Source organism: Ponticaulis sp., assembly GCF_029210165.1.
Taxonomy (GTDB): Bacteria; Pseudomonadota; Alphaproteobacteria; order Caulobacterales; family Hyphomonadaceae; genus Ponticaulis.
In genome coordinates this window covers 1428004-1453231 of the sequence record NZ_JARGNT010000001.1, presented here as the reverse complement: position 1 = coordinate 1453231, position 25228 = coordinate 1428004, and the positions used below count along the sequence as shown (strand labels likewise).

Sequence of the window (25228 nt, the reverse complement as noted above, 5' to 3'; positions counted from 1 at the left end):
TCAACACTAAAACAGGGACACGCTATCGAGCTCAAGCGCCTGATAGCCTGGGCGCTCGGCCATGAGAGCAAACATTTCGTCGCCGCGCTGGGTACGCTCAACCAGCATGCTGGACACCACCGCCATTGTAAGACCTGTCAGCGCTTCAATCCGGTAATCCCTGATCAACGCGTCTTCGTCGGCCGCAACGCCAAGCTCACGCAGCTTTGCAAAATAGGTCTGCAAGAGAGCATCTTCATGATCGCGCCGATCATCCGGTGAGGCAAAGCTTGTCCCGATAAAATAGGCAACGTCCTTCATCGGACAGCCCGCGACCAGCGTCTGCCAATCCAGAACAAACGGGCGCGCGCCATCGCGGAAGAGAAGGTTATCCAGCCGGAAGTCACCATGCACCAGGCTGAAATGTTTGAGCGGCCGCGTATCGAACTGGTTGTAGCGAGCAACAAGACGGTCCCCCATCTCCAGAAGCGCACCATCAAGCCGCGTCGCATAGCGCTCGCGAAAAGGCGTCCAGAACTGCAGGAACAGACCGGACCGCAACTGGATATCTTCAGGCGTCAGCGCGGTAGCAGGGTTTTGATTGATACTATCATCATCGAAGAATGCGGCATGCAGGCAGGCCAGTTCGATCACGCCGGCACGCACCTCATCTGCGCTTGCGCCGGCCAGCTGGTCTCCCTGACGGGCCGGTGAGCAGTCCTCCAGAACCAGAAAGAACTCTGACTTTTCCTGATCGAAATGCGTTCCATAACATTTCGGGCAGTTTATTTCTGATTGCTGACGAAGCTCGCGATACCAGGCGACCTCTTTTTCATAGAGACCATAGTGAAAGCCTGTCGCACGGCTCTGCTCGTTCTCGCTCGGGCATTTGACGACGATCGTCTCCGGCGCGTCACCCTTTGCCCAGTCGAGTTCCCCGCGATAGCTGGCAGCCACCTGCCCTGTTCCCACCGGTGACCAGCTCACGCCGCGCAGATTATTCGCGCCCTGCCCGAGGCAGCTGGAGAGCCAGCGCTCATCAATATCGGGGCCGCTCATCGCTCGCCCTCCGGCAGAACAGCGAGACCGTCCATCATGCCGGTGCGATCATGCCGCCCGACAAAGAACTGCTCGACAACGCCAATACCGGAATGCGTTTCCCCGTCTATCGTAAGCTCTGCCTTTGCGAGCGCCTGAATGTGCAGGCACATCGGATCGAACGGCGTACACGCCTCGGCCTCCATCACATCATAGGCGAAAGCGTCATCGCCCTGATCCTTGCCATGCCCCCATTGCGGATGCCCGTAACCAAGGCCCGTCATGTAGAAGGTTTTGAACGGGGTGAATTTAAGCTCGGCGCGCCCCGCTTCACTGCTCATATCTGCAATCAATGATGCGATACGGCGTGTATTCGGTGACCACTCATAGCGATACTCAACCTCGTCATACTCACGAAGTGGCTGACCGATGATCTGCGTACCCGCACGCCGGTTCCAGGGGCGGCCATACTCATCATCATTCGTGTGAGAGAACGCCACGGCATTTTTAAAGTTACAAGGCGTCCAGAGCCAGTAAAACTGGGTGAGGCTACCTTCTCTGGGCGGCTGGGAATCTGCATTCCCGACGGGGCGCACACCCCAGCTTCGGTCACGTGTCCCAAACACTTCGGACGCATCAAACCGGATGGTCTCGCCATCTAGTCTGATCTCGCCCGACCAGCTGACGTTCTGCGTCAGGCGCGTATAATCCATGAAGGCGCGCGTGCCGATCCGGCGGGTAAAGCGCGGCTCCTCGATAGGCTCATGGCGTGCATGGCAAATCAGATCGCAAACAATACCGCTGTCATTGTCGGTCAGCCGGATACGCGTTTCTTTTAGCGGATTGACGATCTCAATGCTGAGTGGCCCGACCGCAAGCACAGACCGGTCTGCATTCATCTTGCGGGACACACGCACATTGTGCTGCTTGCCGTCTTTCAGAACGCAGAACGCCCCATCCATCACATCAAGCTGCGGATAGAGGCCGAAGGCTAAGGCAAAGAACACCTCGCCGTCTGGCGTGTAGCCGTTGAAAAAGAAACGGTCATAGAAATTCCGGTCGGTTCCGGCAAACGCCATAGGATCGGGCGTCTGGTGAAACGGATAATCGTCCGCACCTGTTATCATCTGTCTTCCTCCCAGCGGAGTGGGGTCCGGACAGACTGGGGCTTTAGCTTATTTATTTCCCAGCTTTGCTGCAGCCACAGGAACGCATTCACGTTTCAGGACTGCTCCGGACTTTCCGCTAACGGAAGGCTAAGCGGCGAAACACGTGCGCGCAATCCTGCCGCAACGTCAGCTGTTAAGCACAGAAGACCTAGTCAGGCAGCTTCGCCTCATCAAACCAGAAGCGCGTCAGGGACGCGGCCAGCTCATCATAGCCAGCATGGCTATCGGGCTTTTGCACATAGGCATTGGCGTGCTTTTTATAGCTGCGCAGCACATCAACCGGTGAGTCCGAGTTGGAGCACATAATCACCGGCATTGCCGATGTTTTGTCGTTCTGGCGAATACGTTCGAGCACTTCAATGCCATCCAGCCCCGGCATGGAAATATCGAGAACGACCATTCCCGGCTTCATTGTTTCCAAGGCGTCGAGGCCGGCTTCACCATCATGCGCCCGCTGGACGCTTATTCCGGGACACGCCTTTCGCAAAGCCGACGTCATAAGGAGAGCGTCCAGATCATTATCTTCAACCAGCAAAAGTGCAGGATCCGTCATCTTTCTTTCCTCCTAAGCTTCTATTCGGCTCTTGGTAACGCAACACAAAAACACGCTCCAGTAGTATTATCTGTATCAAGCCAGATTTTACCACCTAGACTTTCGACTATTTTTCGGCAGACGGCCAGCCCTACACCCTCGCCTTCGGATTTCTTTTCACTACCCGGTACGCGGCGGAACAATTCGAAAATCCGCTCTGCATAACGTGAATCTATGCCATTTCCGTTATCTGTCACGCAGATGACGAGGTCTTTGTCGGACTTCTCATAGCTCTCGATACGGATGACTGGGTCGTCCCGTCCTGCATATTTGATGGCATTCAGTATGAGATTGCTAAACACCTGGATCAGAAGTGTCCGGTCCGCGAGCACCTTTGCGTCTACCAGAATCTCCACCTGCGCCGAGGCGTCTTGCATATCTGCTGCAAGACGGTGGAGGCAGTCTTCGACGGCGCTGCCCACATCCACCGCCTCGATTTGCAGACCAGCCGCGCCCAGCTGAGCAAAATCTCGCAATGACTTGATCATATTCTGCGCCTGATCTGCATTGTTTCGCAGCTCGCTCATTATGACGTCCGCCTCCGGCCCTTTGACCACATATTCGGTCAGCATCTCGGAGAGGAGCCTTATCGTCCGCAAAGGCGCTTTCAGATCGTGCGAGACGAGGCTGGCAAAGCGCTCAAGGTCCAGATTACGCTGTTTCAGCGCCTTATCTACCGCATCCAGACGGGCACGCGCACCGACAGATTCAGCAAGTGTACGAACAAGTTTAAGTTCCGAAGGTGTCGGCTCGCGCCTGCGCGCAACTTTGGAACAAAACACCAGCGCGCCGACCGTTTGCTCATCCGACATGAAAGAGGCAGCGATAAAGCTCAGAAACGGCAACTTGGCAGCGGCATCTGCATCTGCATCCACGTGAGTGTTGAGGTTGCGCACAGTCTTTACGGTACCGGGCGGGCATAATTCGAGCGCTACATCAGTCGGAAGCGGTCTTTTCACCTCAGGGGTAACCGCGGCGCCGACCTGAGCTTTCGCGCTATATCCCTGTTCATGAAACGAAAGCTGATAGGCCCGGCTTGCATTGAAAGCGCGTCGACCGATATCCAGTGCCCCCTGAATATAGGCCTCCAGATCAATCTCGGTGCCGGAGAGCGCGTTCAACTCAGCAAGTGCGTCCGAAACCCGAACAATCTCGGAGACTTCTACAAATGTGATCGTGATGTAATCGGGGCTCGGCTTCGAAATCGACACAACCACATGAATGTCCAGCTCGTCAGACTGGAAATCTGACTCAAAGATAATCGGCTCACCCGTACGCGCCACATCGCAATAATACGGGAAGGTGTGGTGGTCAGCGAGTTCGGGGAACACGCCCAGCATTCTGTTGCCGACCAGGTCCTCAGGGGAGATGCCGTGCGTTCGCTGTAACACGCGATTGGCGGTCAGATATTCAAAATCTATGACCTCGCCATCGTCTGAAAAAACAGGCTTGGCTGTAATAATACCGAGCAGGCTGGCATCCAGAGTTTCACGCTTCATTCGCGCAAAACCCACGTCAGATGCACTCATTGTGTCCAACGATCCGTCTACCGGTAAATCCTGACTTTCGTTCGAGCTCATATCTTACTCTGTATAGAAAGCGCTACTTATGATAAATAAATAGAATCAGGGCAACCTTAACAAATTGCAACCGCGCGGGGGGGCGCATTTGTTGTGAGCAGAATAATGCTGATCGATGATCATTCAGCCATGGGCATGATCTTCAGAACAATGCTCGGCGCGATGGGCCAGGCTCCGGCAGATTTCGAGTTCTGTCAGGACGTGGATGAAGCGGTCACTCGCATTGAGAATAATCCACCATACGACGTCATATTCCTCGATAATATTGTGCCGCCCACTTTCGAGTTTCGCGGATCTCTGGAGATGATGAAGGCGCTCGACAAGACCACAAACGTGGTTCTGTTAAGCGCCGAAATTCCGAACGATTTCGGCGATGAGACAATCGACTCACGCATAGCTGCCTGCATGGAAAAGGATGCGCTATCTGCCAGAAGCCTGCATGAACTGCTAATGTCTTTCGAAACGCCAATGGCATCATAGCCGAATGCGGCCACTCACTTGATACGACTGCATAAACGAAAAACGGCCTCCGAAGAGGCCGTTTCTTTTTGCGATTAGAAGCGCGGGTTTTCTACATTCGGCCTCACGTAAGAGCCCTGAACATTCTCACGCACTTCAAGCGGCACACCGATATCCAGATAGACATTGTTATCTTCGGAATATTGCGGCCACTCGACGAGGCCCGGCACGCTCGGATCACCGTCACGCGCAAAAGACGCCCAGATTTCTGCGGACCGCTCCGCGAGCCATAGGTCTTGCGCATCATGCTCCGGCACGCGGGTCGTGCATCCGCCCGTGCCCGCAAGGAACTGGGTGGTTGCAGAGTGCAGACCGGTTGGCACAGCGCCAAACACATAGGTCAGCTCCAGACCGTGAAAGGCCACACAACCCTCTTCCTCACGCCAGCCCATTGGCAGCTGGGTGAAGTTGTAAACATAAGTCGGCGCACCGGCCGCACTATGAAGGTTTGCCATGAGCGGCACAGAGGTTTGCAGCGAACGCTCACCCTGATTGGCACCCACAATAAGCGGCACCTGAGCCTGATCGCCATTTGCAAACATGGTGCTGACCGGCTCTGGAATGACATAACCATCAACGACAACATTGGCGCGGAAGCCGACCTCATCAGCTGCGGCGATAATCTCCTGCCAGCTGAGTTCGCGCAGTTCGTCAGCGCTGGAAGCACCGAGCTCATCTGCCAGGCGAACGCCTACGGCCTCCGCGTCATCGAGCATCGTAATACGCTGCTCGGAGACAAGCGCAGAACCGGACTCAACGATTGCTGCATCGAACAGACCTTCAGAGAGCGGCGTAGCCATTTGCGAGATCGTTTTCGTGCCGCCACCGGACTCGCCGAAGATCGTTACGTTGTCAGGATCACCACCAAAGGCTTCGATATTCTCTTCCACCCATTGCAGGGATGCGCGCAGATCAAGCGTGCCGTAATTGCCCGAACCGTAGCGGGTTTCTTCAGAAAGCTCCGGATGGGCGAGATACCCGATCGGGCCGAGGCGGCTATTCACCGTCACAACGACAACGCCCTTATTCGGCAGCATTGGGTGGTTATAGGTCGTGGAATTGCCCGTCCCCGTTGTCAGGCCGCCGCCATGGAAGAAGACCATGACCGGACGGCCTTCATCAGAACGCTCTGCCGCCGTGACAACGTTCACATAGAGGCAGTCCTCGCTGATCGGACCACCAGCCCCCATACTGCTTTCGCCTTGCGGACAGCGGTTCGGCCACTCGGTCGCATCGTGCACACCATCCCACGCTTCAGCCGGTTCTGGCGCGCGCCAGCGAAGCTCACCGACAGGCGGTTGGGCATACGGAATACCGCGATAAATATGCGCCGTAACGCCGTTCTCGGTAACCGTCTCACCGCGCACACTGCCAAGCGGTGTGTCGACAACATCGCCAATCATTGTCGGTGCGCGCGGCGTGGACGTCGCGCAGGCCGATACCAGTAAGACAGCGCCAAGCGCTGGTAGAATGGATTTCATGTGTTCCTCCCTAAGAAACAGTCTATTTTGATTGTTTATGAGAGGAACCTATCACCAACCAGCGAAAAGGCCAGCCCTTTGCAGAGCTGGCCTTGTTGATATTTCCGTGAGACGCAGACTTGAATCTATCGGGTCAGATAGAGTTGCGAGATGCGATCGGTGATCTCTCTGAACGCTTCATCCAGCCGGTCTGAATCCGGCACGTCAATATAGTCTTCCGGTGTGCTTGCGCAGGCCTGAAGCAAATCTTCAGATCGCTGGTCTTCGAGAGACACACGAATGGTGAAGATGCGAATGCCGTCTTCTTTCGCATTGTCGCAAACCATCAGAGTGCGCTCGTCCATCGTGTCCATAATGTCAGATGTATCATAGTTCCGCGGCAAGCCTTCAAGACGGCGGTTTTCCATATAGCCGTAAGCGGAAAAGTCCGACCCACCCGGATGGTTCTCGCGCGCGACAACGACATTGTTACCATCCGACAGAATAATCATGACCTTCTGCACGCTATGCGAATAGCGGTCACCTTCAGTGAAAGGCGCAGATGGTGACAGTGCGTGATAACCCCAGACAGCACCTTGCGCGATATTTGTCGAACCGGACGCTGTCAGGCTGTTGATATTGTTGCGAACCGTCTGGAAATTCGCGCTGAGTGGCAAAATTGATGGCATTTCACAGCTAAATCCCGGCCCGATCTGGGTATCGACGTCGCTATAATAATCATAGTCGCGATTGATGGTTACATCTTCCCAGTTATCCGGATTGAATGGGCTTCCTGCCCAGCCCTCATTACACTCCTGACCAATCCCGAGATTAACATCTGTACCATCGGCACACTCGACGTTCAGCGTGCCGAGCACCGTGTTAGAAATACCGTCCACATATGCAAGTATGCTGTCCGGTACGCCATATTTCACAGGGTTGCTGATGTTCAGGAGTTCAGAGCCAAGCGACGTGCTGGAATCCGGCACATAGTTGTTCGGGTATTCCTGATACCAGCGATAGCGAGAGTCCGTCTCATCCGGGTGGAACACAGGCACGAACAGCGTGTCAGGGTCGCTTGGGCGAGGACGCGTGTCTTCAACATCATGCGGCGCAGGACGCGCCATGACGCAACCTTTCCAGTCAAATCCCATATGTTCATAGAGATCAAAGCGGTTAAGACCATCAACCAGATTGTCGCCGTGAACCGGGCTGTCTGCGCTGGAATCCATCCAGTTCGCATCAATATTGTCCGCTCCGACATTCACGTAAGTCGCAAATGGCACGAGACCGATCTCGATATTGCCGCGACCATTATCCAGATCGCTCAGCATATCGACCATGTCGAGCGCAGCATCCTGCATGGATTCAAGTTTGGTCATGGACTGCCCTGACGGCGTCGCCATCATGGAACCAGTCGTATCCAGCACCATAACCAGCTCAACCGCTGTCAGGCCGATCCGCACAGATGCCGTACGCACGACGTCCAGATCATTAATGCCAATCAGGCCGAGGAACGCTGTATCCACGTGACCATTGACGGTCGCGGTCAGCTCATCACCCACTTTGACAACCTGAAAATCGTCAATGTCGAGATTGAGATCCTGCATATGGTTCTCGAACCAGACGAGCGCTTCGCGCGTCAGCTGAGCGTCGGTTTTGTCCTGTGCAGTACCGGCAATCGCGAGCAGCGCAGCATCAACCGCGTCCTGCGCGAGCCCTTCACCACTACGCTGCCTGGAAAAGTCGATCGCTCCGCCCATCAGTACGACAAGCGGAATCAGGCATAGCGCGAAAATCATCGCGACATTGCCTCGACTGTCCTTCAGAAAATTCATCATTCGCGAACTCTTCATCCTGTTGAGTTCACGTTTATCAGGAAAAGAAAATTACTTTGGAAACGTATGCTTCCAAGGTTCAGATAGTCTGTTAAGGCGTTTTTAATCCTCCAACAGAGTTCCTTCGCATTTTATCGATACACGCTAAGCGTGCATATAACTCAGATCGCTCAAGATGTTAACGCGGAAACGCCTTCCCCAGCATCACCCTTCACTCTCTTAAAACGCGGAATCCCAAGGAGTTAGACCGGCTATTCGGCGAGAAAATGTCTTCAACATTCCCACGCAGCTGGACCGGCCCCGTGACCCAGGAACCACCCATAGCCACCCTCTGGTTGCAGTCATCATCACGGCAATCACTGACCCATTCAGCAATGTTTCCATAGGTAGATGACAGAGTGTTGCCGCTCGCAGGGCTGGCGTAAGGCTCGCCATCATCGCAGTTCAGAAGCGGTGTCTGCAGCCCTTCAGCCCCGAGAGACTGATCTGCCATATTGGCGCTGCACGCCATCAGGCCCGGCGCAGGCGGCCCCGCCATTGCTGTCCACTCCTCGGCCGACAGCAAGCGATAGGTTTCACCGCTTTCGGCGCTCAGCCAGTCTGTGTACTGGACCGCCTCATCATAGGAGATACAGCTTGCCGGTGAGGCATCTGTCACCGGATAGCCGGGATCGGCATAGCTGGCACCGGAGGTATAGCCCCAAATGCTTTCGCTCTCGAGACGATGTGTGAAACAGCCTGTCGGCGCGCTCCGATTTGTAGCGGTCAGATAGCGGCGGAACTCTGCCACGCTGATTTCATGCGCAGAGACGGAAACCTCAGCAAGACCTGGTGCTGACACCATGACAGGACAGGTTTCACAGTCAGTATCAACCTCGCCCGCTGCTTCCGTGTCGGTTTCTGCCCGCTCTGCTTCATCAGCCTCTGACGTATCTTCTTCAGGCTGATCAGCATCCGGCGTGGTTGCATCCGCTTCATCGGTGGCGTCAGCATCGCCTTCAGTTTCGCCAGCGGCCTCATCTGAGTTTGCGTCCGCTTCGCCCTCAGGCGCGGTATCGCTTTCAGCCTCGGAGACTTCTTCTTCAGAACCTGCCGCTTCATCCGGTTCAACAACCGGGTCCGTTTCTGCATCAGCGTCAGGTGTCTCCGTTTCATCTGCCGCGTCCGGAACGATTTCAGCTTCTGCGTCAGTGTCTACATCACCAACCTCTTCGCCGTCTGACGGCGTTGGTGCGTCGGCTTCAGTATCCGCCTCTGAGCTAGCCTCGTCTTCGTCAGTCGCATCCGTTTCAGGCGGCGCCTCAGTCACTTCAGGCGAACTGGTATCTTCCTCTGGCAGAGCCTCAGTTTCGGCTTCTGCAAGCACGGCCTCAGCGCCAGATGAATCTTCCTCCGCGCCTGCCTCGGCGGCCTGAATGCGGGCCAGCGCATCGTCTACATCTTCGACATGGCGGGCAAATGTCGGCGGCGCTTCGCCATACATGTCCTGCATTGCCAGATAAGCGTCTTCAGTATCGCGGGCGCGCGCCGTTACCCAGGCTTCGCTCTCAAGCGTGATCCAGCGAGCACGCACCTGCGCACGCAGCACAGGATTGTTCTCTACCGTTTCATAAAAAGCGAGGACCGCATCGGGGTCCCGTTGGTCCACCGCCAGCCATGCCGAAACGATTTCTGGCAGTTCCTCTTCCGGCTCAGTCTGAACTGGCTCGCTACGAACCTCCTCAGCGGGTGCCGTGGCTTCATCTTCTGCATCAGCGAGCGCGACTTGTTCATTAGCCGGTTCGCCAGCTTCGTCCGCGACCTCATTCTGCGCGAGCACTGTCGGCGCGTCATTCCCGCCATCGTTCAGCAGGAAGACAGGGATCGCGACCGCGACGATCAGGAAAATTGCCGCCAACGCGGCAATCAACCGGCCATTCGTCTCCCAGAACTCGCGCGGATTGGATGTTGAAAGTCCGGTCGCGCCGGTGCTCTCGCCCTTGGCCGGCATGGCAGAAAACTCCGCCGCTTTGATGAGCGACCAGATGCTGTCATGCCGCGCGTCAGCCGACAATGACAAGCCCTGTTCCAGCGCCTTGAAGAGCGCAGCATCGTCATCAAGGAATGTATCCAGCATCAGCATGTCGAGCGGATCATCCCTGCCCTCGGCAACGGCCTCGAGGCGCTCCTGAGCGGAGACCGGAACCACACCGGTAATCAGCTGATAGAAGCTCGCAGACAGGGAATAGACATCACACCATGGGCCAATCCGACCTGCTTCGGGGCTGATGAATTCGGGCGCCAGATACGGCGTATTGATCGGATCAGCGAGCGTCGCAGGGCCTTCGCCGGAGCAATACTCCAAGCGGTCCGGATGCGTGATGGCCAGCTCACCATTGTCCAGACGGCGGATCATATCCGGCGCTATCTGGCCATGCACGAGGCCCATCTCGCCCAGCTTTTGTAAACCCGGCTCAAGTTCATCCAGAAGGGAGCGCACAAAGCCAGGTGACAGCTTGCCGTCCCGCTCCTGCATTGTCTGCAATGTGTCGCCGCTCGGCCATGGCGTCACAAGATACACGGTGCCGTTTTCTTCGACTTTCTCAAAGCCTTTGACGATGCCCTTCTTGCGGACATCCAGATAGCGGTTGATACGGTCGGCCTGATGAGAAAGAGCCCGCGCAAATTCCACCTTCAGCGCACGGCGTGACGGCGTCACTTCATTGCGGCGGCGACGGCTCAGCGTGGCGGGAAAGAACTCGCGAATATAAACAAGCGGCTTGTGCGAAATACCATGATCTTCGCCGACATAAGTAACGCCAGAATCGTCCTGATACTGTTCAGCCTGAATGACATACCGTCCAACTCTGGTTCCGGGGCTGAGAGTTTTACGAGCCATTCCGCCTTACCTGCTGTCATGCTCAGTTGAGTGCCAGCGCGCCTGCAACTCCACCGGTATTGGTGGCGATTGTTTAATTAACTAATTGTTTACGAGAAACCGCCCCGTCAGAGCAAGTATACTCGCCATCAAGGCGAGTTCGTGGTGCAGTCGCAAAAGCCCCAACTGCACAGTGCGCCAATCTGGCACTTTCGCCCACCGTCTGCGGGATGTAAGTCTAAGCAAACCCGTTCAATTGATGTATCTCGCTATATTCGAGATCAACAGATTGTCATCTGACTACCAAGAAACGTGAAACGCGATATGTTCGGGAAAACGGCCCGCAAACAGATAGAAGGCTCTTAGATGCTTGCTGAAATTGGACAGATATTACTCCTGATATCACTGGCACTGTGCCTGTTACAGGGTGCGTCTGGCATCTGGGGCGCACACAAGCTGAATGGCAGAATGATGTCCTTCGCCGACAGAGCGGCGCAGGCGCAGGCTCTGTTTCTGATCGCAGCTTTCGTTATTCTGATCCTGCTTTTCCTCGCGTCGGATTTCTCGGTCCGGCTTGTGGCTGCACACTCACATACGGCGAAGCCATGGCTCTACAAACTCTCCGGCGCATGGGGAAACCATGAAGGCTCCATGCTGCTCTGGGTGATGATTGTCGCTCTGTTTGGCGGTGCTATGGCAGTGTTCGGACAATCGCTTCCTGCAACACTGCGCGCCCGCGCCATTGGTGTTCAGGGGCTGATCGGCCTCGGCTTTCTCGGCTTTCTGATCTTCACCTCAAACCCGTTCGAGCGCCTCTCTCCTATTCCGGCTGACGGCTCCGGTCTGAACCCGCTTCTGCAAGACCCTGGCCTCGCCTTCCACCCGCCATTCCTTTATCTCGGCTATGTCGGCTTCTCCGTCGCATTCTCGTTCGCCATCGCTGCCCTGATTGAGGGCCGTGTTGATGCGCTCTGGGCACGTTTTGTGCGCCCATGGGTACTGGCCGCATGGTCGTTCCTGACGCTCGGCATCGCGCTTGGCAGCTATTGGGCATATTACGAGCTCGGCTGGGGTGGCTGGTGGTTCTGGGACCCGGTTGAGAACGTCTCCCTCATGCCATGGCTGGCCGGTACGGCTCTTCTCCATTCCACACTCGTGGTCGAGAAGCGCAACACCTTCATGAACTGGACGCTACTGCTCGCGATCGCGACCTTCTCGCTCAGTCTTGTCGGCACGTTCATCGTGCGGTCGGGCGTTCTGACCTCCGTCCACGCATTTGCCGTTGACCCTGAGCGCGGTGTCTATTTGCTCGGCCTTCTGGCGATTGCGACCGGCGGCGCGCTTTTCCTCTATGCCACCCGTGCGGCCAAAATAGCCTCCACGACGACGTTTGATGCCGTCAGCCGCGAAGGCAGTCTGGTTCTGAACAACCTTCTGCTCTGCGCCGCGACGGCGACCGTTTTCATCGGCACATTCTATCCGCTCTTCATGGAAGCGGCGACCGGCGACAAACTCACCGTTGGCCCTCCTTTCTATGACAAAACATTCGCACCGATTATGGTCGGCCTGATCTTCTTTATGGCCTTTGGTCCGCTGCTCAAATGGCGCATTGATGACCCGAAGCGTATCGTAAAACCGCTCCTGATGATTGCGGGCGCAGCGCTGCTGATGGGGGTTCTGACGGTGATGTTCGGCAAGACGGTCTGGGGCGCGGCTGGCATGGCGCTCGGCGTCGGTCTTATTGCTGGCGCGCTGATTTCCTTTGGCGAAAAAGCCAAGTTCGGCAAAGCGCCGCTCGCAAGTTCAATCAAGCTTATGGGCCGCCTGCCCGCTGCCGCTTACGGCTTCCTTCTTGGCCATGTCGGCCTTGCGGTCACTGTGATCGGTATTACCGGCATGAGCGTCTGGGCACAGGAAGAGCAGTTCGTGCTCAATCCGGGCGAGACGGCGAGCGTCTCCGGCTATGAACTGATGCTGGTCGATGTCTCTGAATCCGAAGGCGCAAACTATGTGCGCCAGAGCGCGCAGGTGAACATCTTCCGGAATGATGTGGAAGTTGCCCGCCTGCATCCGGAACGCCGCTTCTATCCGGTCGAACAAAACATGACGACTGAAACCGCGCTTGATTACGGCGTATTCCGCATTCTCTACACCGCAATTGGCGAGATTACAGAAACCGGTCTTCAGGTCCGCTTCTATGTCCACCCGCTTGTTAGCTGGATCTGGATTGGCTGCATCATTATGGCCTTTGGCGGCTTCATCTCGCTGACCGATGCCCGCTTCCGTGTCAGCGCACCGCAACCGAAGGTGACGCACAACGCCGCGTCCTCTCTGGCGGAATAGGAACCCGACATGTCCTGGAAATCTTACCTGCCATTTGCACTCTTTGTGGGCCTGATCGCCGTCTTCGGGATTGGCCTGACGCTGAAGCCTCAGGAGCTTCCGTCCGAGTTCATCAACGAACCCGTGCCGCAGTTTGAAATAGCCAACCTGTTTGAAGACGAACCGAACGTAAGGTCCGAGACTCTTACCGGTGAGTTCACCTTGCTCAACGTCTTCGGCTCATGGTGCCGGACCTGCATTATCGAGCACCCGTATCTGGTGCAGCTGAAAGAAGAGACGGGCATTCGCATTATTGGCCTCGACTGGCGCGATACGCGTCCGGCAGCACTGGAATGGCTCGACCGCCTCGGCAACCCGTATGATATTATCGGCTTTGACGAGCATTCCGAGGTCGCGATCGGTCTGGGCGTGACCGGCGCGCCGGAAACCTTCCTCATCGATCCGGAAGGCATCATCCGCTACAAGCATGTCGGCGAAATGAACCCTCAGATCTGGAACGATGTTTTCGTTCCGCTCATTGAGAATTATACGCCCCCGACAGGTGCTGCATGATCCGTTCAGGTTTGCTCGTATCCGCCATTATGCTCACGCCTGCTGCCATGGCCGGCACAGAGGCGATACTCTCTGATGCAGACGTGGACGCTCGGGTGATGGCTGTTGCGCAATCGCTCAACAGTCCTCTTGTCGAGGGACAAACGCTGGCAAGCTCTGGCACCGAATTTGCCGCATCCGCCATCGAACTCATCGAAGAACAGGTCCGTGCCGGACAGAGTGATGACGAGAACAGAGCGTATTTCCGACAGCGTCACGGCTCAGCCATGGTGACGCCCGCGACCAGCCAGGAGGCCGACAAGTAATGCTACGCGCGCTCTTATTATCTTTCGCCCTCCTCTCTGCCCCTGCGGCCTTTGCACAAAGTGCAGAGCTGGATGATGCCACAGTCGAACAGCGTACGGAGGACATTTCCCGCACGCTGCGCTGCGTCGTATGCCAGAACCAGTCTATCGCGGATTCCAACGCGACCCTCGCTGAAGATATGCGCCGCCTCGTTGAAGTGCGCGTCCGTGCCGGCGACACTGATGATGAAGTGCGCGCCTATATGCAGACCAATTATGGCGACTTCGTTCTGATGAGCCCGCCGGTGAAACCTACAACCTATCTACTCTGGTTCAGCCCGTTACTCATCGTTGGCGGAGGCCTGATCTGGTATGTCATGTCTGCGCGCAAACGTGCCGCTGAAGCGACCGGAACCGAACTTGGCGATGAAGACTTGTCGGCCGAAGATCAGGCCCGCCTGCAAAAGCTTATGGATGAAAACGCCTCCTCATGATGACACTTGTTATTCTGGCCGTCCTTATGGCCCTCACACTTCTTGTTGTGATGTCGCCACTCATGCGTCCGTCCACGATCACAGCCCGTGCTTCGCTCAACCGCGAGCTTGAAGCGAGCAAGGCCCAGCTTGAACAGATCAAAGCCGAAGTAGAGTCCGGTTTTCTGGACGAAGACGGCGCCAGACGTGCCCGCCGCGCTATGGAGCGCCGTATTCTGAAACTCGGCGAGCGCCTGGATGCTCTGGATAAAGACGGCGACGAACCGGCGCTTGCGAACTGGATTCGCTATTCAGTCCCGGCCGTCATCGTTCTCGTCGCCGGAGGCGGCTACGCTCTGGTTGGCCAGCCATTTTACGAGCGCAATGACACCCAGCCACCTGCCGAAGCAACCAATGCGCTGGTGGAGCTATTGCAGAACGGCACGCCGGAAGAAATCGAACGCGTTCTGTCGGCCCGCCTCGCTGAAGAACCGGACCCGATCGCCTATATGGTGCTCGGCCGTGTGCAGATTGAACAGGGCAAATTCGATGAAGGGCTTGCCTCTTACGATGCGGCACTAGAACTGACGAACAATGATCCGCGCATCGTTGAAGAGCGCCAGATGGTTGTCGATTATATTGCTCAGGCCCGTGGACAGGCACCAAACTCGGCTGCGCCAGACATCTCTGATGAACAACGCCGCGCCATCACATCCATGAGCCAGGAAGACCAACAGGCTCAGATCCGGTCCATGGTTGAAGGCCTCGCCATTCGCCTCGAAGACAACCCAGACGACCTGACGGGCTGGCTTCGCCTTATCCGTGCACGGACTGTTCTGGGCGAATCGGAAGCTGCCGCCGAAGCGCTCGCATCTGCACGTACATTTTATGCTGGAAATGCCGAGGCAGAGGCACAGCTTAATACGCTCGCAGCGGAGCTTTCCCTCCCTTAATGACATTCTTGTAAGGAAACAGCTTACCGGCTTGTCACACTGGCTTGGGGCGGTTTACGTTCCGCGCCACGGAAATCTGGCATTTTGATTTCGCATCTGGAGTATTTTATGAAACGTTTTGCACTGGCATCAGTTTGCCTTCTTGCAATGTCTGCACCGGCAATGGCTGTCGAAGGCATGTACACGCCGGACCAGCTCCCAGAGATCGCCGATGATCTGCGTGAAGCAGGTCTTGAGCTTGATCCAAACACGCTGACAGACCTGACCGCGTTCCCGATGGGCGCTGTTGTTTCCCTCGGCGGCTGTACAGCTTCTTTCGTATCCCCTGAAGGTCTGGTCGTGTCCAACCACCACTGTGTGCGCGGCTCTATCCAGTACAACTCTACTGAAGAAAACAACTATCTGGCCGACGGCTTCCTCGCGGCGGACCGCGAAGGCGAAGTCCCTGCTGCGCCGGGTTCACGTATCTATGTGACAACCGAACTGACTGACGTCACAGAGCGCGTCTACGCAGCCGTCAACGAAGACATGACGGGCACAGAGCGTTATGACGCGATCGACGCAGCACGCAAAGCAATCGTCGCAGAGTGTGAAGCCGAAGCCGGCTACCGCTGCAGCGTCCGTTCTTTCTTCGGCGGCCTCCAGTACAAGCTGATCAAGCAGATGGAAATCCGCGACGTTCGCCTCGTTTACGCACCGGGCGACAATATCGGTAAATATGGCGGCGATATCGATAACTGGATGTGGCCACGCCATACCGGCGATTTCGGTTTCTACCGTGCTTATGTCGGTCCAGATGGCCAGCCAGCTGACTATTCTGAAGAGAACGTCCCTTACGAACCAGAACACGTTCTGGAGGTCTCTTCTGCAGGCCTTGATGATGGCGACTTCGTCATGGTTGCAGGCTATCCGGGCAGCACATCCCGCTATGTCCGCCTGATCGATACTGCGCACACATTTGACTGGTACTATCCGACATGGATGGACGTCAGCCAGGCGACTGTCGACACTATCATGGACGTTGCACCAGAAGGCTCTGACGCTCGCATTCGTTACGAGTCCCGTCTTGCTGGCCTCAACAACTACATCAAAAACCGTGGCGGCCAGATTGAAGGCGCACGTCGTGTAGGCCTGACAGATCTGCGCGCTGAGCGTGAAGCGGCTCTGGACGCATGGATCTCAGAAGATCCGTCCCGTGCACACTTCGGTGAAGCGATTGCGGCACTGGATGCGCTGTCAGCTGAATCCAACGCGAATGACGAGCGTGACTTCTGGTACAACTACGCGACCAGCCCGACACACCTCGGCACAGCATACCGTCTCTATCGCCTTGCGAACGAGCGCGAGCTTCCGGATGCAGAGCGTCGCAGCGGTTATCAGGACCGCGACATGAACTTCTTCACGCAAAGCATGCAGCGCATCGACCGCCGCTATGACGCGACCGTCGATATGGCCATCTGGCAGCGCATGCTCGAATTCTACATGAATGCGGGTGAAGAAAACCGCGTAGCTGTTCTCGACGAAGCACTCGGCCTCGGCGACACATACAATGCTGATGAAGTCGCTGCGATCATCGCGCCTTATTATGAAGGCACGACACTCGGCGACGCGGACACACGCATCGCACTGATGGACGCAAGCGTTGAAGATCTCGAAGCCCTCGACGATCCATTCATGCAGCTGGCTATCGCGCTCTATGAGTTCGAAATGGAAATGGAAGCACGCGGCAATGAAACAGCTGGCCGTATGAATGCTCTGCGTCCTGCGTACATGGAAGCGATCATCGCATGGCAGCGCTCTCAAGGCGAAGTCACTTACCCGGATGCTAACTCCACTCTGCGCGTAACTTACGGTTCCGTACTGGGCGGCTCTCCACGTGACGGCATGGCGTACCTGCCATTCACGACACTGGAAGGCATTCTGGAAAAAGACAGCGGCATTGCACCGTTCGACGCACCACCAGAACAGCTCGAGCTCATCGAGAACGGCACATACGGCCCTTACGAGCTGGAAAGCCTCGGTTCTGTTCCGGTCAACTATCTGACAGATCTCGACTCTACAGGTGGTAACTCCGGTTCGGCGACGCTGAACGCACAAGGCCAGCTCGTTGGTCTTCTGTTCGACGGTACAATCGAATCTGTGAACTCCGACTGGCACTTTGACCCGCGTACAACGCGTTCTATCCACGTGGATACACGCTACATGCTCTGGGTCATGGATTACGTGTCCGGCGCTGATTACCTGATCGAAGAAATGAACGTGGTCGGCGAGTAAGCTGACCCGCTCAATTGAGATACCTGAAACGCCGCTTCATTATGGAGCGGCGTTTTGCCTTGCATGACGGCGCGCCTTCATTAGATTCAGCTTATGTCCAATTCGAACGATGTCCTGATCGCGCTGCGCCAGATTACGCGCGCCATTGACCTGCACTCCAAAAAAATGGTGCGGGAAATCGGTCTTACCTCACCGCAGCTTCTTGTGATGAAAGAGATCGAACTTCTGGAACGCGCAAAGCCGTCCCTCATCGCCAAAGCGGTACACCTTTCCCAGGCGACCGTGACCTCAATCATCGACCGCCTTGTATCCGCAGGTCTGATCATTAGAGAACGAAGCAGTGAAGACAAACGCGTCGTCCACCTCACCCTGACCGATGCCGGCAAAGAGAAAATGGCGAACGCACCCGACCTCTTGCAGGCGGGCTTTATCGAGCGGTTTTCAAAGCTTGAAGAATGGGAAAGGCTGCAGCTGATCTCGTCGCTGCAGCGCATTGCCGGAATGATGAATGCCGAAGCGCTGGACGTTGCGCCAATTCTTGAAATCGGCGACCTCCAACACTCTGATACATTCTAGTCGAGAGAGACTTCGTCGACCTGCAGAACGTCGTCTACAGGCTGGTCCCAGTTGAGGTGACGTTCTTCCAGAAGAATAAGGTTCTTTTGGTTGATGATCACGTCACTGGCTTTATAGCCCAGCAGCTCTTTAGGCGTTTTATCCTGGTTAAGCGCCAGAATAAGCGCTTCCTGTGACCCGAAATTCGTCAGACCGCGCGCAACCTCAAGACCGTCCTCATCAAAGATGTGCAGAACATCACCCTTGCCGAAGTCACCCTGAATGGATGCGACGTCCTGAGCACGGACACCAATTTCGCCTGAGCGGATGTCGCGCGCAGGGTTATTCCGCACGGTGATAGACCCCGCCATGTTCAGACGGTCTGTAAGCCAGACGGCCCAGCTTGATGCCGGATCAGTCTCAGCAACACATTCAGTGTAACGTCGCTCACCGTTCAGCACCGCGAGGATCGGCTGATCGATCTCACCTTTGGCAATCAGAGTCGCACAACCGGCGTTCTGCGCCATGTTGGCAGCCTGCATCTTGGTCATCATACCGCCAGACCCGAGCGAACTCGTGGACTTGGTAACTTCCAGATACTCGGCGACGTCGTGAACTTTCTCCACGAACTGCGCGCCTTCCTCTTCCGGATTACGGTCGTAAAGGCCGTCAATACTGGTGAGGATGAGCAGTTTGGACGCCATAAGCATCTGGGCAACCTTCGCCGCAAGACGGTCATTGTCGCCGACGCGGATTTCCTCGGTCGTGACGGTATCGTTCTCGTTGACGATTGGAAGGATGCCTCGCTCAAGCAGGCGGGTGATCGTGTTGCGCGTGTTCAGGAAGCGGCGGCGGTTCTCAAGATCCTCCGCCGTGATGAGCACTTGCGCAATGTCGAAGCCATACTCTGTGGCAACCTGCTTGTAGACATTCAGAAGGAACGGTTGACCGACAGCAGCCGCCGCCTGCTTATCCTGTACGCCAGCTTCAGCTGGGTCTGCGCCAAGGAGCCCGAGGCCCAGCGCGACTGATCCGGAAGACGTCAGAACGACCTCTTTTCCTTCTTTTCGCAGCGCGGCAATGTCTCCAAGCAGCCCGTGAATGAATGCGTAGCTTGGGGTCAGGTGCTCTTCATTTACCAGAAGGCTCGATCCGACTTTTACGACGATGCGGTTTTCAGCAACCAATACTTTCTCCTCAAAGTTTCTTGCGGGACTATCTAGAGGGGGTCCCTTGTGGAAACAACCCCTCAGTCACCGCTATGTTCCCCATTCCTTTCTCTGAAATTTGTGCTAAGCCGCGATTAACGGCATTCAGGGCCCGATTATTTGGGAACTTTCTGCCCCTTGAATACTTAGAACACTAACTATATCTGCAAGATGCAAAACGGAAACACACATATGAATGACTTGTCTGGCTCGACCGGAACTCAAACAAAAAAAGCCCTCATGTTCGGCTGCGGAAATATGGGCCAGGCCCTCATCTCCGGCTGGAATGAAGTGGAAAACATCGAGTTCACTGTTGTTGACCCCGCCAAACCTGTCATTGCCGACGATGTGACGGTTTACGGCTCTGCTGAAGATGTAAAAGACAGCGATTTCGATCTGATCGTCATCGCAGTGAAGCCCCAGCTTATCGAAGACGTTATCAAGAATGCGCCGCACCTTATGCGTACAGACTGCCTCGTGCTGTCCATCGCCGCGGGCACATCAATGAACACGCTGCAGTCTTACCTTGGTGAACGGCCGATTGTCCGCATGATGCCGAACATGCCAGCTTCCGTGAAGCTTGGCCTGTCTGCGCTTTACGGAAACGAAAAATGCGGTGACGCCGATAAGGCTGTCATCGATGCCATGGCGACGAATAACGGCAAGTTCATCTGGCTTGATGAAGAAGACAAGATCGACCGTTTCACCGCTATTGCGGGTTCCGGGCCGGGTTATTTCTTTGAAGTGCTTCGCCTCTTTGCGATGGCGGCGATGGATCTTGGTTTCGAAGAAGAAGATGCGCGCATGCTAGCCATCGGCACAGTGCTCGGCACGGCGGCCATGGCTGAACAAAGCGAAAAAACACTGGAAGATCTTCGCAAGTCCGTCACCAGCAAAAACGGCACAACACAAGCCGGTCTCGAACAGTTGATGCGCGAGGATACGCTCCGTCAGCTATTCGCAGACACCACGCAGGCCGCGTATAACAGGGCTGTAGAGCTCCGCTAAACCTGCTAAACACACAGAATACCGATCAGGAAATTATTATGAGTACGCTCGACAAGAAAATCGAAGCCTATGTGGACGAACTGGGCGCCCGCGCTAAAGCCGCGGCGCAAGGTCTCCTCACTGCGACAACCGAACAGAAGGACGACGCTCTGCGTAAGTCTGCCGCAAATCTGCGCGCCGCGACACCAGAGCTGATCGCCGCAAACGAAAAAGACGTGGCTTACGCCAAAGAAGCTGGCAAGCCGGACTCCTTCATTGACCGCCTCATGCTGAATGAAGAGCGCATTGAGGGCATGGCTAAAGCGCTTGAAGATATTGCAAAGCTGCCGGATCCGGTCGGCCGCCAGCTGGCGCAATTTGATCGTCCGAACGGTCTGCGTATCGAACGCGTTGCAGTGCCGCTCGGCGTAATCGGCATGATTTACGAATCCCGCCCGAATGTCGGCTCTGACGCCAGTGCGCTTTGCCTGAAATCAGGTAACGCAGTCATCCTGCGTGGCGGCTCAGACAGCCAGCACTCCACCAAAGTGATTGTGGAATGCCTCGCCAAAGGCCTCAAAGAGGCAGGCCTGCCAGAGCATGCCGTTCAGACAATCGGTATTCCGGACCGTCAGGCTGTGACAGCGCTTCTGCGTTGCACCAAGTATGTTGACCTCGTCATCCCACGCGGTGGCCGTGGCCTCGTTGAACTGGTACGCGATCAGGCTGCTGTGCCGACGCTGCTACACCTTGATGGCAACTGCCATATCTACGTTCACGAGTCCGCTGATCTCGACAAAGCCAAAGACGTTGTCCGTAACGCCAAGCTTCGCCGTCTGGGCGTTTGCGGCGCGACGGAGAGCCTTGTGCTGGATAAAGCCATTGCAGGCGACATTCTGCCGAAGCTTCTCGACAATATGCCGGAATGTGAATTCCGCGGGGATGCTGCTGCGCAAGCCATCGATCCACGCGTCATTGCGGCAAGCGAAGAAGATTTCGATACAGAATTCCTCGACGCCATTCTGTCTGTGAAAGTGGTCGACGGCATTGATGAGGGCATTGCTCACGTCAAAGCCCACTCGTCTGCGCACACAGATTCCATCATGGCTGAAGACGAAGCGGCAGCGCGCCGCTTCCAGCAGGAAGTTGATAGCGCGATTGTCATGCACAACGCCTCCACGCAATTTGCAGATGGCGGCGAGTTCGGCATGGGCGCCGAAATCGGTATCGCGACAGGCAAGATGCATGCGCGCGGGCCGGTTGGCCTCGAACAGCTGACAAGCTTTAAATATCTGGTGCACGGCTTGGGCCAGACCCGCCCATAACCACCATTCCAAAAAAGGGCGCCGCAAGCGCCCTTTTTCCAATCCGACGATTATGAAGAACCATATGAGGGGCTGACCAAACGACATGACGATCAACATTTTCGAAATGGTATCGCTAGGCGCCTACTTCCTATTGATGCTGGGCATTGGCCTCTACGCATACAAGGAATCAACGTCTGACCTGAACGAATACATGCTCGGTGGCCGTAAGCTTCACCCGGCTGTTGGCGCGCTCTCTGCGGGCGCATCTGACATGTCCGGCTGGATGCTGATGGGCCTGCCCGGCGCGGTTTATCTGGCAGGCGTGGGGCAAGCCTGGATCGCCGTGGGCCTGTTCATTGGCGCTTATCTGAACTATCGCTTCGTGGCACCGCGTTTGCGCATCTATACCGAGATCGCCAAAGACTCGATCACACTTCCGGATTTCTTCGAGAACCGCTTCCACGATAATTCCCACATTCTGCGCCTCATCTCGGCGCTGGTGATCATTGTCTTCTTCACGGTTTACACCTCTGCCGGCATTGTTTCCGGCGGCAAGCTCTTCGCTGAAAGCTTTGGCATGAACTACCAGATGGGTCTGTTTGTGACCGCTGGTGTGGTTTTGGCCTACACGGTTGTGGGCGGCTTCCTTGCGGTGTCCCTCACAGACTTTGTGCAGGGCTGCATCATGTTCCTTGCGCTGATCCTTGTGCCAATCGTCTGCTATATGCACTTTAACGGCAGCACAGACGTCATCGCACAAACGGTCGCGACAGCGCCGCCATTCACCGACATTGACGGGTCTGATGGCCCGACGCGAGAAGGTTTCTTCAACTGGTTTGATGGCATGACAGGGCTTGGCTTCGCATCGCTTATGGCGTGGGGCCTAGGCTATTTCGGTCAGCCGCACATCATCGTCCGCTTCATGGCGATCCGCACTCTGAAGGACGTCGCAACAGCGCGTTACATCGGCATGAGCTGGATGCTCTTCACCGTGATCGGTGCGGTTCTGGTGGGTATTGTTGGCGTGGCTTACGTCAATGAAAACGGCCTTCAGGAGAACCTGCGCGATAACGAGACGATCTTCATCCTTCTCTCGCAGACTCTGTTCCACCCGCTCGTGTCCGGCTTCCTGCTGGCAGCTATTCTGGCGGCGATCATGTCCACGATTTCGTCCCAGCTTCTGGTCTCTTCCAGCTCGCTGACAGAGGACATCTACAAGACCTTCTTCAACAAGGATGCGCCGCAAGGCCTTCTGGTGACGATTGGCCGTCTGACGACGGTTGGCGTCTCAGTGGTCGCGATTGCGCTCGCATGGAACCCTGACAGCTCCATCCTTGGCCTTGTCTCCAACGCATGGGCAGGCTTTGGCTCTGCCTTTGGCCCGCTGGTCGTGCTGAGCCTCTTCTGGAAGGGCTATACGCGTAACGGCGCGCTGGCCTCCATGATTGTTGGCGCGGTGACCGTACTCGTCTGGCTCTATGTGCCGGTTCTCGACGGCGCGCCGCTCGAAAGCCTCATCTATGCGATGATCCCGGGCGTTGCCTTCTCGGCCATTGCAGGCGTCGTGGTTTCCATGGTGTCCGGCAAGCCGAAAGAGGAAGTGCTCGCTGAATTCTCGGCCATGGAAGACACCATGGACGAAGTTCACGGCAAGGGTATTGGCTCGATCATCTGATCCGAGACCAGCACAATTTGTAAAAGCCCCGTCTCTCTGGCGGGGCTTTTTCATTTTACAGAGAACCAGAACGTCCATTGCGCGTTGTCTTTCTGATATGCAAACCGCATCCGACTCCGATATTGAAAATTCCGACCAGCATGACACCGGTTATCCGCCTCATGCGAGCATGGAAAACGAGCTGAAAAGCGCGGGCAATCCGTTCAAACTGCCGTTAAAAGCCTGGTGGAATGTTCTGAAACGCGTGGCGGTAAAATTCGGCCGCGATAACCTCGCTGTCGTCGCCGCGGGCTGTTCGTTCTTCACGCTGATGGCGCTTGTCCCGCTGATCACATCGGTGGTGCTGCTTTACGGGCTCCTCGCAGACGCAACGCAGGCCGCCAACCATTTCGAGCTGCTCTTTGTGATCATTCCGGGCGATGGCGCGACCTTCCTGCGCGACCGGATGATGGAGATCACCCAGTCTTCCGAGCCTGCGCTCAGTCTGGGCCTCGCCGTTTCTGTTTTCATTGCCATCTGGTCGTCAGCTAATGCCATGCGCGCCGTGCTGAACGCGATGAATATTGTCTATGATGAAACAGAAGACCGGAGCTTTCTGAGCCTCAATCTTCGAATAATGGGCTTCACGCTTCTGGCGATTCTGGTGCTCGTTTTTGCCCAGCTTCTGATTTCCGTCGTGCCGGTTCTGCTCAACCTGTTCGGCTTTGGCGGCGCGTTTGAAGCGACGCTTACCATTCTGCGTTGGCCGCTTCTGGCCTTCACCTTCTTTGCTGCGCTGTTCATCCTGTACAGACGTGCTCCTTCGCGTAGCCTTGCGCGTTGGAACTGGGTTGTGCCGGGCTCTCTGTTCGCGACACTCGCATGGCTCGGCGCATCTGCGCTCTTCTCGCTCTACATATCGAACTTTGCCAATTTCGACGCGGTTTATGGCTCGTTCGGCGCGATCATCGTGCTGCTCTTATGGCTGCACTGGACCTATCTCATCGTGCTGGTCGGCGCGGAACTAAATTCAGAGCTGGAGCGTGAAATCATCTGCGATACGACAACCGGCGAACCGGCACCGCTCGGTGAACGTAATGCCGTCGTTGCTGACACTGTCGCCATGCGACCTGACCTATGATTAGTCGAGAGATGCCATGAGCTGGCCGCACCAGTCAGGCTTGGGTGCAAGGGCAAGTTGGCCGCGATGCGGCCATGGCTGGTAATGCCCTGCCTCCATGCCAATCTCGGCGAGGTTGCGTCCATTCACGGTCAGATCGACGACGAGACGACCATACCGGTCCTCGCCATAGGACTGCGCGATCTGCACATCCGCACTACGGGTAAGCGCGACGATAAATTCCTTGGCCTCATAGCCGATCTCGCGTTCGGCCTCACAACGTGCGCCGCCTCTCGCACCGACACCGCCGGTTTCCGGAGAGTCCACATTCGCCAGACGAAACGGCTGGCCATCAATCCGGCCCGAATCGCCATCTGACCAATAGATATTTTCCGCCGTCTGGACATTGCCAGAACGGTCCGTTGTCGCCGAAGCAGCAAAGGCGAGCACGCCCAGAAATATGGCCCAGTAAATCCATCGCATACG

General features: G+C 56.1%; 21 protein-coding genes. 12 read left to right on the top strand and 9 right to left on the bottom strand.

Going from position 1 to position 25228, the window contains the following annotated elements; all coding sequences use genetic code 11:
- Positions 1-6 precede the first annotated feature (6 nt).
- The 4 genes from P1U45_RS07140 to P1U45_RS07125 all read right to left on the bottom strand — a co-directional run bounded on the left by P1U45_RS07140 (position 7) and on the right by P1U45_RS07125 (position 4358).
- The gene (locus P1U45_RS07140) at positions 7-1038 is read right to left on the bottom strand and encodes a phosphotransferase (RefSeq protein WP_301058421.1); all 1032 of its coding nucleotides are present in this window, start codon (positions 1036-1038) and stop codon (positions 7-9) included.
- Entirely contained in the window at positions 1035-2144 is a 1110-nt protein-coding gene (locus P1U45_RS07135) for a hypothetical protein (RefSeq protein WP_301058420.1), read from the bottom strand. Before P1U45_RS07135 ends, P1U45_RS07140 begins: the two co-directional genes overlap by 4 nt.
- A 190-nt stretch (positions 2145-2334) precedes the next feature.
- The gene (locus P1U45_RS07130; protein ID WP_301058419.1) at positions 2335-2739 is read right to left on the bottom strand and encodes a response regulator; all 405 of its coding nucleotides are present in this window, start codon (positions 2737-2739) and stop codon (positions 2335-2337) included.
- 20 nt (positions 2740-2759) lie between these two features.
- The gene (locus P1U45_RS07125; protein ID WP_301058418.1) at positions 2760-4358 is read right to left on the bottom strand and encodes a HAMP domain-containing sensor histidine kinase; all 1599 of its coding nucleotides are present in this window, start codon (positions 4356-4358) and stop codon (positions 2760-2762) included.
- A 105-nt stretch (positions 4359-4463) separates the two neighbouring features.
- Between P1U45_RS07125 and P1U45_RS07120 the strand changes: the two genes are divergently transcribed.
- The gene (locus P1U45_RS07120; RefSeq protein WP_301058417.1) at positions 4464-4838 is read left to right on the top strand and encodes a response regulator; all 375 of its coding nucleotides are present in this window, start codon (positions 4464-4466) and stop codon (positions 4836-4838) included.
- A 74-nt stretch (positions 4839-4912) separates the two neighbouring features.
- On the opposite strand, the gene P1U45_RS07115 is transcribed toward P1U45_RS07120, so the two are convergent.
- The 3 genes from P1U45_RS07115 to P1U45_RS07105 form a co-directional block, all read right to left on the bottom strand.
- Entirely contained in the window at positions 4913-6358 is a 1446-nt protein-coding gene (locus P1U45_RS07115) for a carboxylesterase family protein (RefSeq protein ID WP_301058416.1), read from the bottom strand.
- Between the two features lie 125 nt (positions 6359-6483).
- On the bottom strand, positions 6484-8178 hold the full coding sequence (locus P1U45_RS07110) for a pilus assembly protein (RefSeq protein WP_301058415.1): 1695 nt from the start codon (positions 8176-8178) through the stop codon (positions 6484-6486).
- A gap of 208 nt (positions 8179-8386) precedes the next feature.
- Complete coding sequence (locus P1U45_RS07105) at positions 8387-11053, bottom strand: SUMF1/EgtB/PvdO family nonheme iron enzyme (protein ID WP_301058414.1); 2667 nt, start codon at positions 11051-11053, stop codon at positions 8387-8389.
- 345 nt (positions 11054-11398) lie between these two features.
- Between P1U45_RS07105 and P1U45_RS07100 the strand changes: the two genes are divergently transcribed.
- The 7 genes from P1U45_RS07100 (at position 11399) to P1U45_RS07070 (ending at position 18487) form a co-directional block, all read left to right on the top strand.
- The gene (locus P1U45_RS07100; RefSeq protein ID WP_301058413.1) at positions 11399-13375 is read left to right on the top strand and encodes a heme lyase CcmF/NrfE family subunit; all 1977 of its coding nucleotides are present in this window, start codon (positions 11399-11401) and stop codon (positions 13373-13375) included.
- Between the two features lie 9 nt (positions 13376-13384).
- The gene (locus tag P1U45_RS07095; protein ID WP_301058412.1) at positions 13385-13927 is read left to right on the top strand and encodes a DsbE family thiol:disulfide interchange protein; all 543 of its coding nucleotides are present in this window, start codon (positions 13385-13387) and stop codon (positions 13925-13927) included.
- Positions 13924-14232: a cytochrome c-type biogenesis protein CcmH gene (locus tag P1U45_RS07090; protein WP_301058411.1), complete on the top strand. Its 309-nt coding sequence runs from the start codon at positions 13924-13926 to the stop codon at positions 14230-14232. Before P1U45_RS07095 ends, P1U45_RS07090 begins: the two co-directional genes overlap by 4 nt.
- A complete protein-coding gene (locus P1U45_RS07085) occupies positions 14232-14705 on the top strand; it encodes a cytochrome c-type biogenesis protein (RefSeq protein WP_301058410.1) in 474 nt (157 codons plus the stop codon). The genes P1U45_RS07090 and P1U45_RS07085 overlap by 1 nt, the downstream gene beginning before the upstream one ends.
- Positions 14702-15637, top strand: a complete 936-nt coding sequence (gene ccmI / locus P1U45_RS07080) for a c-type cytochrome biogenesis protein CcmI (RefSeq protein ID WP_301058409.1) — start codon at positions 14702-14704, stop codon at positions 15635-15637. Before P1U45_RS07085 ends, ccmI begins: the two co-directional genes overlap by 4 nt.
- Positions 15638-15784: 147 nt before the next feature.
- Complete coding sequence (locus tag P1U45_RS07075) at positions 15785-17911, top strand: S46 family peptidase (RefSeq protein WP_366144987.1); 2127 nt, start codon at positions 15785-15787, stop codon at positions 17909-17911.
- 93 nt (positions 17912-18004) lie between these two features.
- Positions 18005-18487 (top strand): MarR family transcriptional regulator, encoded by a 483-nt coding sequence (locus P1U45_RS07070; RefSeq protein WP_293610148.1) that lies wholly within the window; start codon positions 18005-18007, stop codon positions 18485-18487.
- Here P1U45_RS07070 and proB read toward each other — a convergent pair.
- Positions 18484-19653: a glutamate 5-kinase gene (gene proB / locus P1U45_RS07065; RefSeq protein ID WP_293610147.1), complete on the bottom strand. Its 1170-nt coding sequence runs from the start codon at positions 19651-19653 to the stop codon at positions 18484-18486. The two genes, P1U45_RS07070 and proB, sit on opposite strands and share 4 nt — an antisense overlap.
- Positions 19654-19866: 213 nt before the next feature.
- Here proB and proC point away from each other — a divergent pair, with 213 nt between their 5' ends.
- The 4 genes from proC (at position 19867) to P1U45_RS07045 (ending at position 24763) form a co-directional block, all read left to right on the top strand.
- On the top strand, positions 19867-20682 hold the full coding sequence (gene proC, locus P1U45_RS07060) for a pyrroline-5-carboxylate reductase (protein ID WP_301058405.1): 816 nt from the start codon (positions 19867-19869) through the stop codon (positions 20680-20682).
- Between the two features lie 38 nt (positions 20683-20720).
- Positions 20721-21986: a glutamate-5-semialdehyde dehydrogenase gene (locus P1U45_RS07055; protein ID WP_301058404.1), complete on the top strand. Its 1266-nt coding sequence runs from the start codon at positions 20721-20723 to the stop codon at positions 21984-21986.
- A gap of 85 nt (positions 21987-22071) precedes the next feature.
- Positions 22072-23643 carry a sodium/proline symporter PutP gene (gene putP / locus P1U45_RS07050; protein WP_301058403.1) on the top strand — a complete coding sequence of 524 codons (1572 nt, stop codon included), beginning with the start codon at positions 22072-22074 and terminating at the stop codon, positions 23641-23643.
- A gap of 97 nt (positions 23644-23740) precedes the next feature.
- Positions 23741-24763, top strand: a complete 1023-nt coding sequence (locus tag P1U45_RS07045) for a YihY/virulence factor BrkB family protein (protein ID WP_301058402.1) — start codon at positions 23741-23743, stop codon at positions 24761-24763.
- Here P1U45_RS07045 and P1U45_RS07040 read toward each other — a convergent pair whose 3' ends face one another.
- Entirely contained in the window at positions 24764-25225 is a 462-nt protein-coding gene (locus P1U45_RS07040; protein ID WP_301058400.1) for a thermonuclease family protein, read from the bottom strand.
- Positions 25226-25228: the final 3 nt, after the last annotated feature.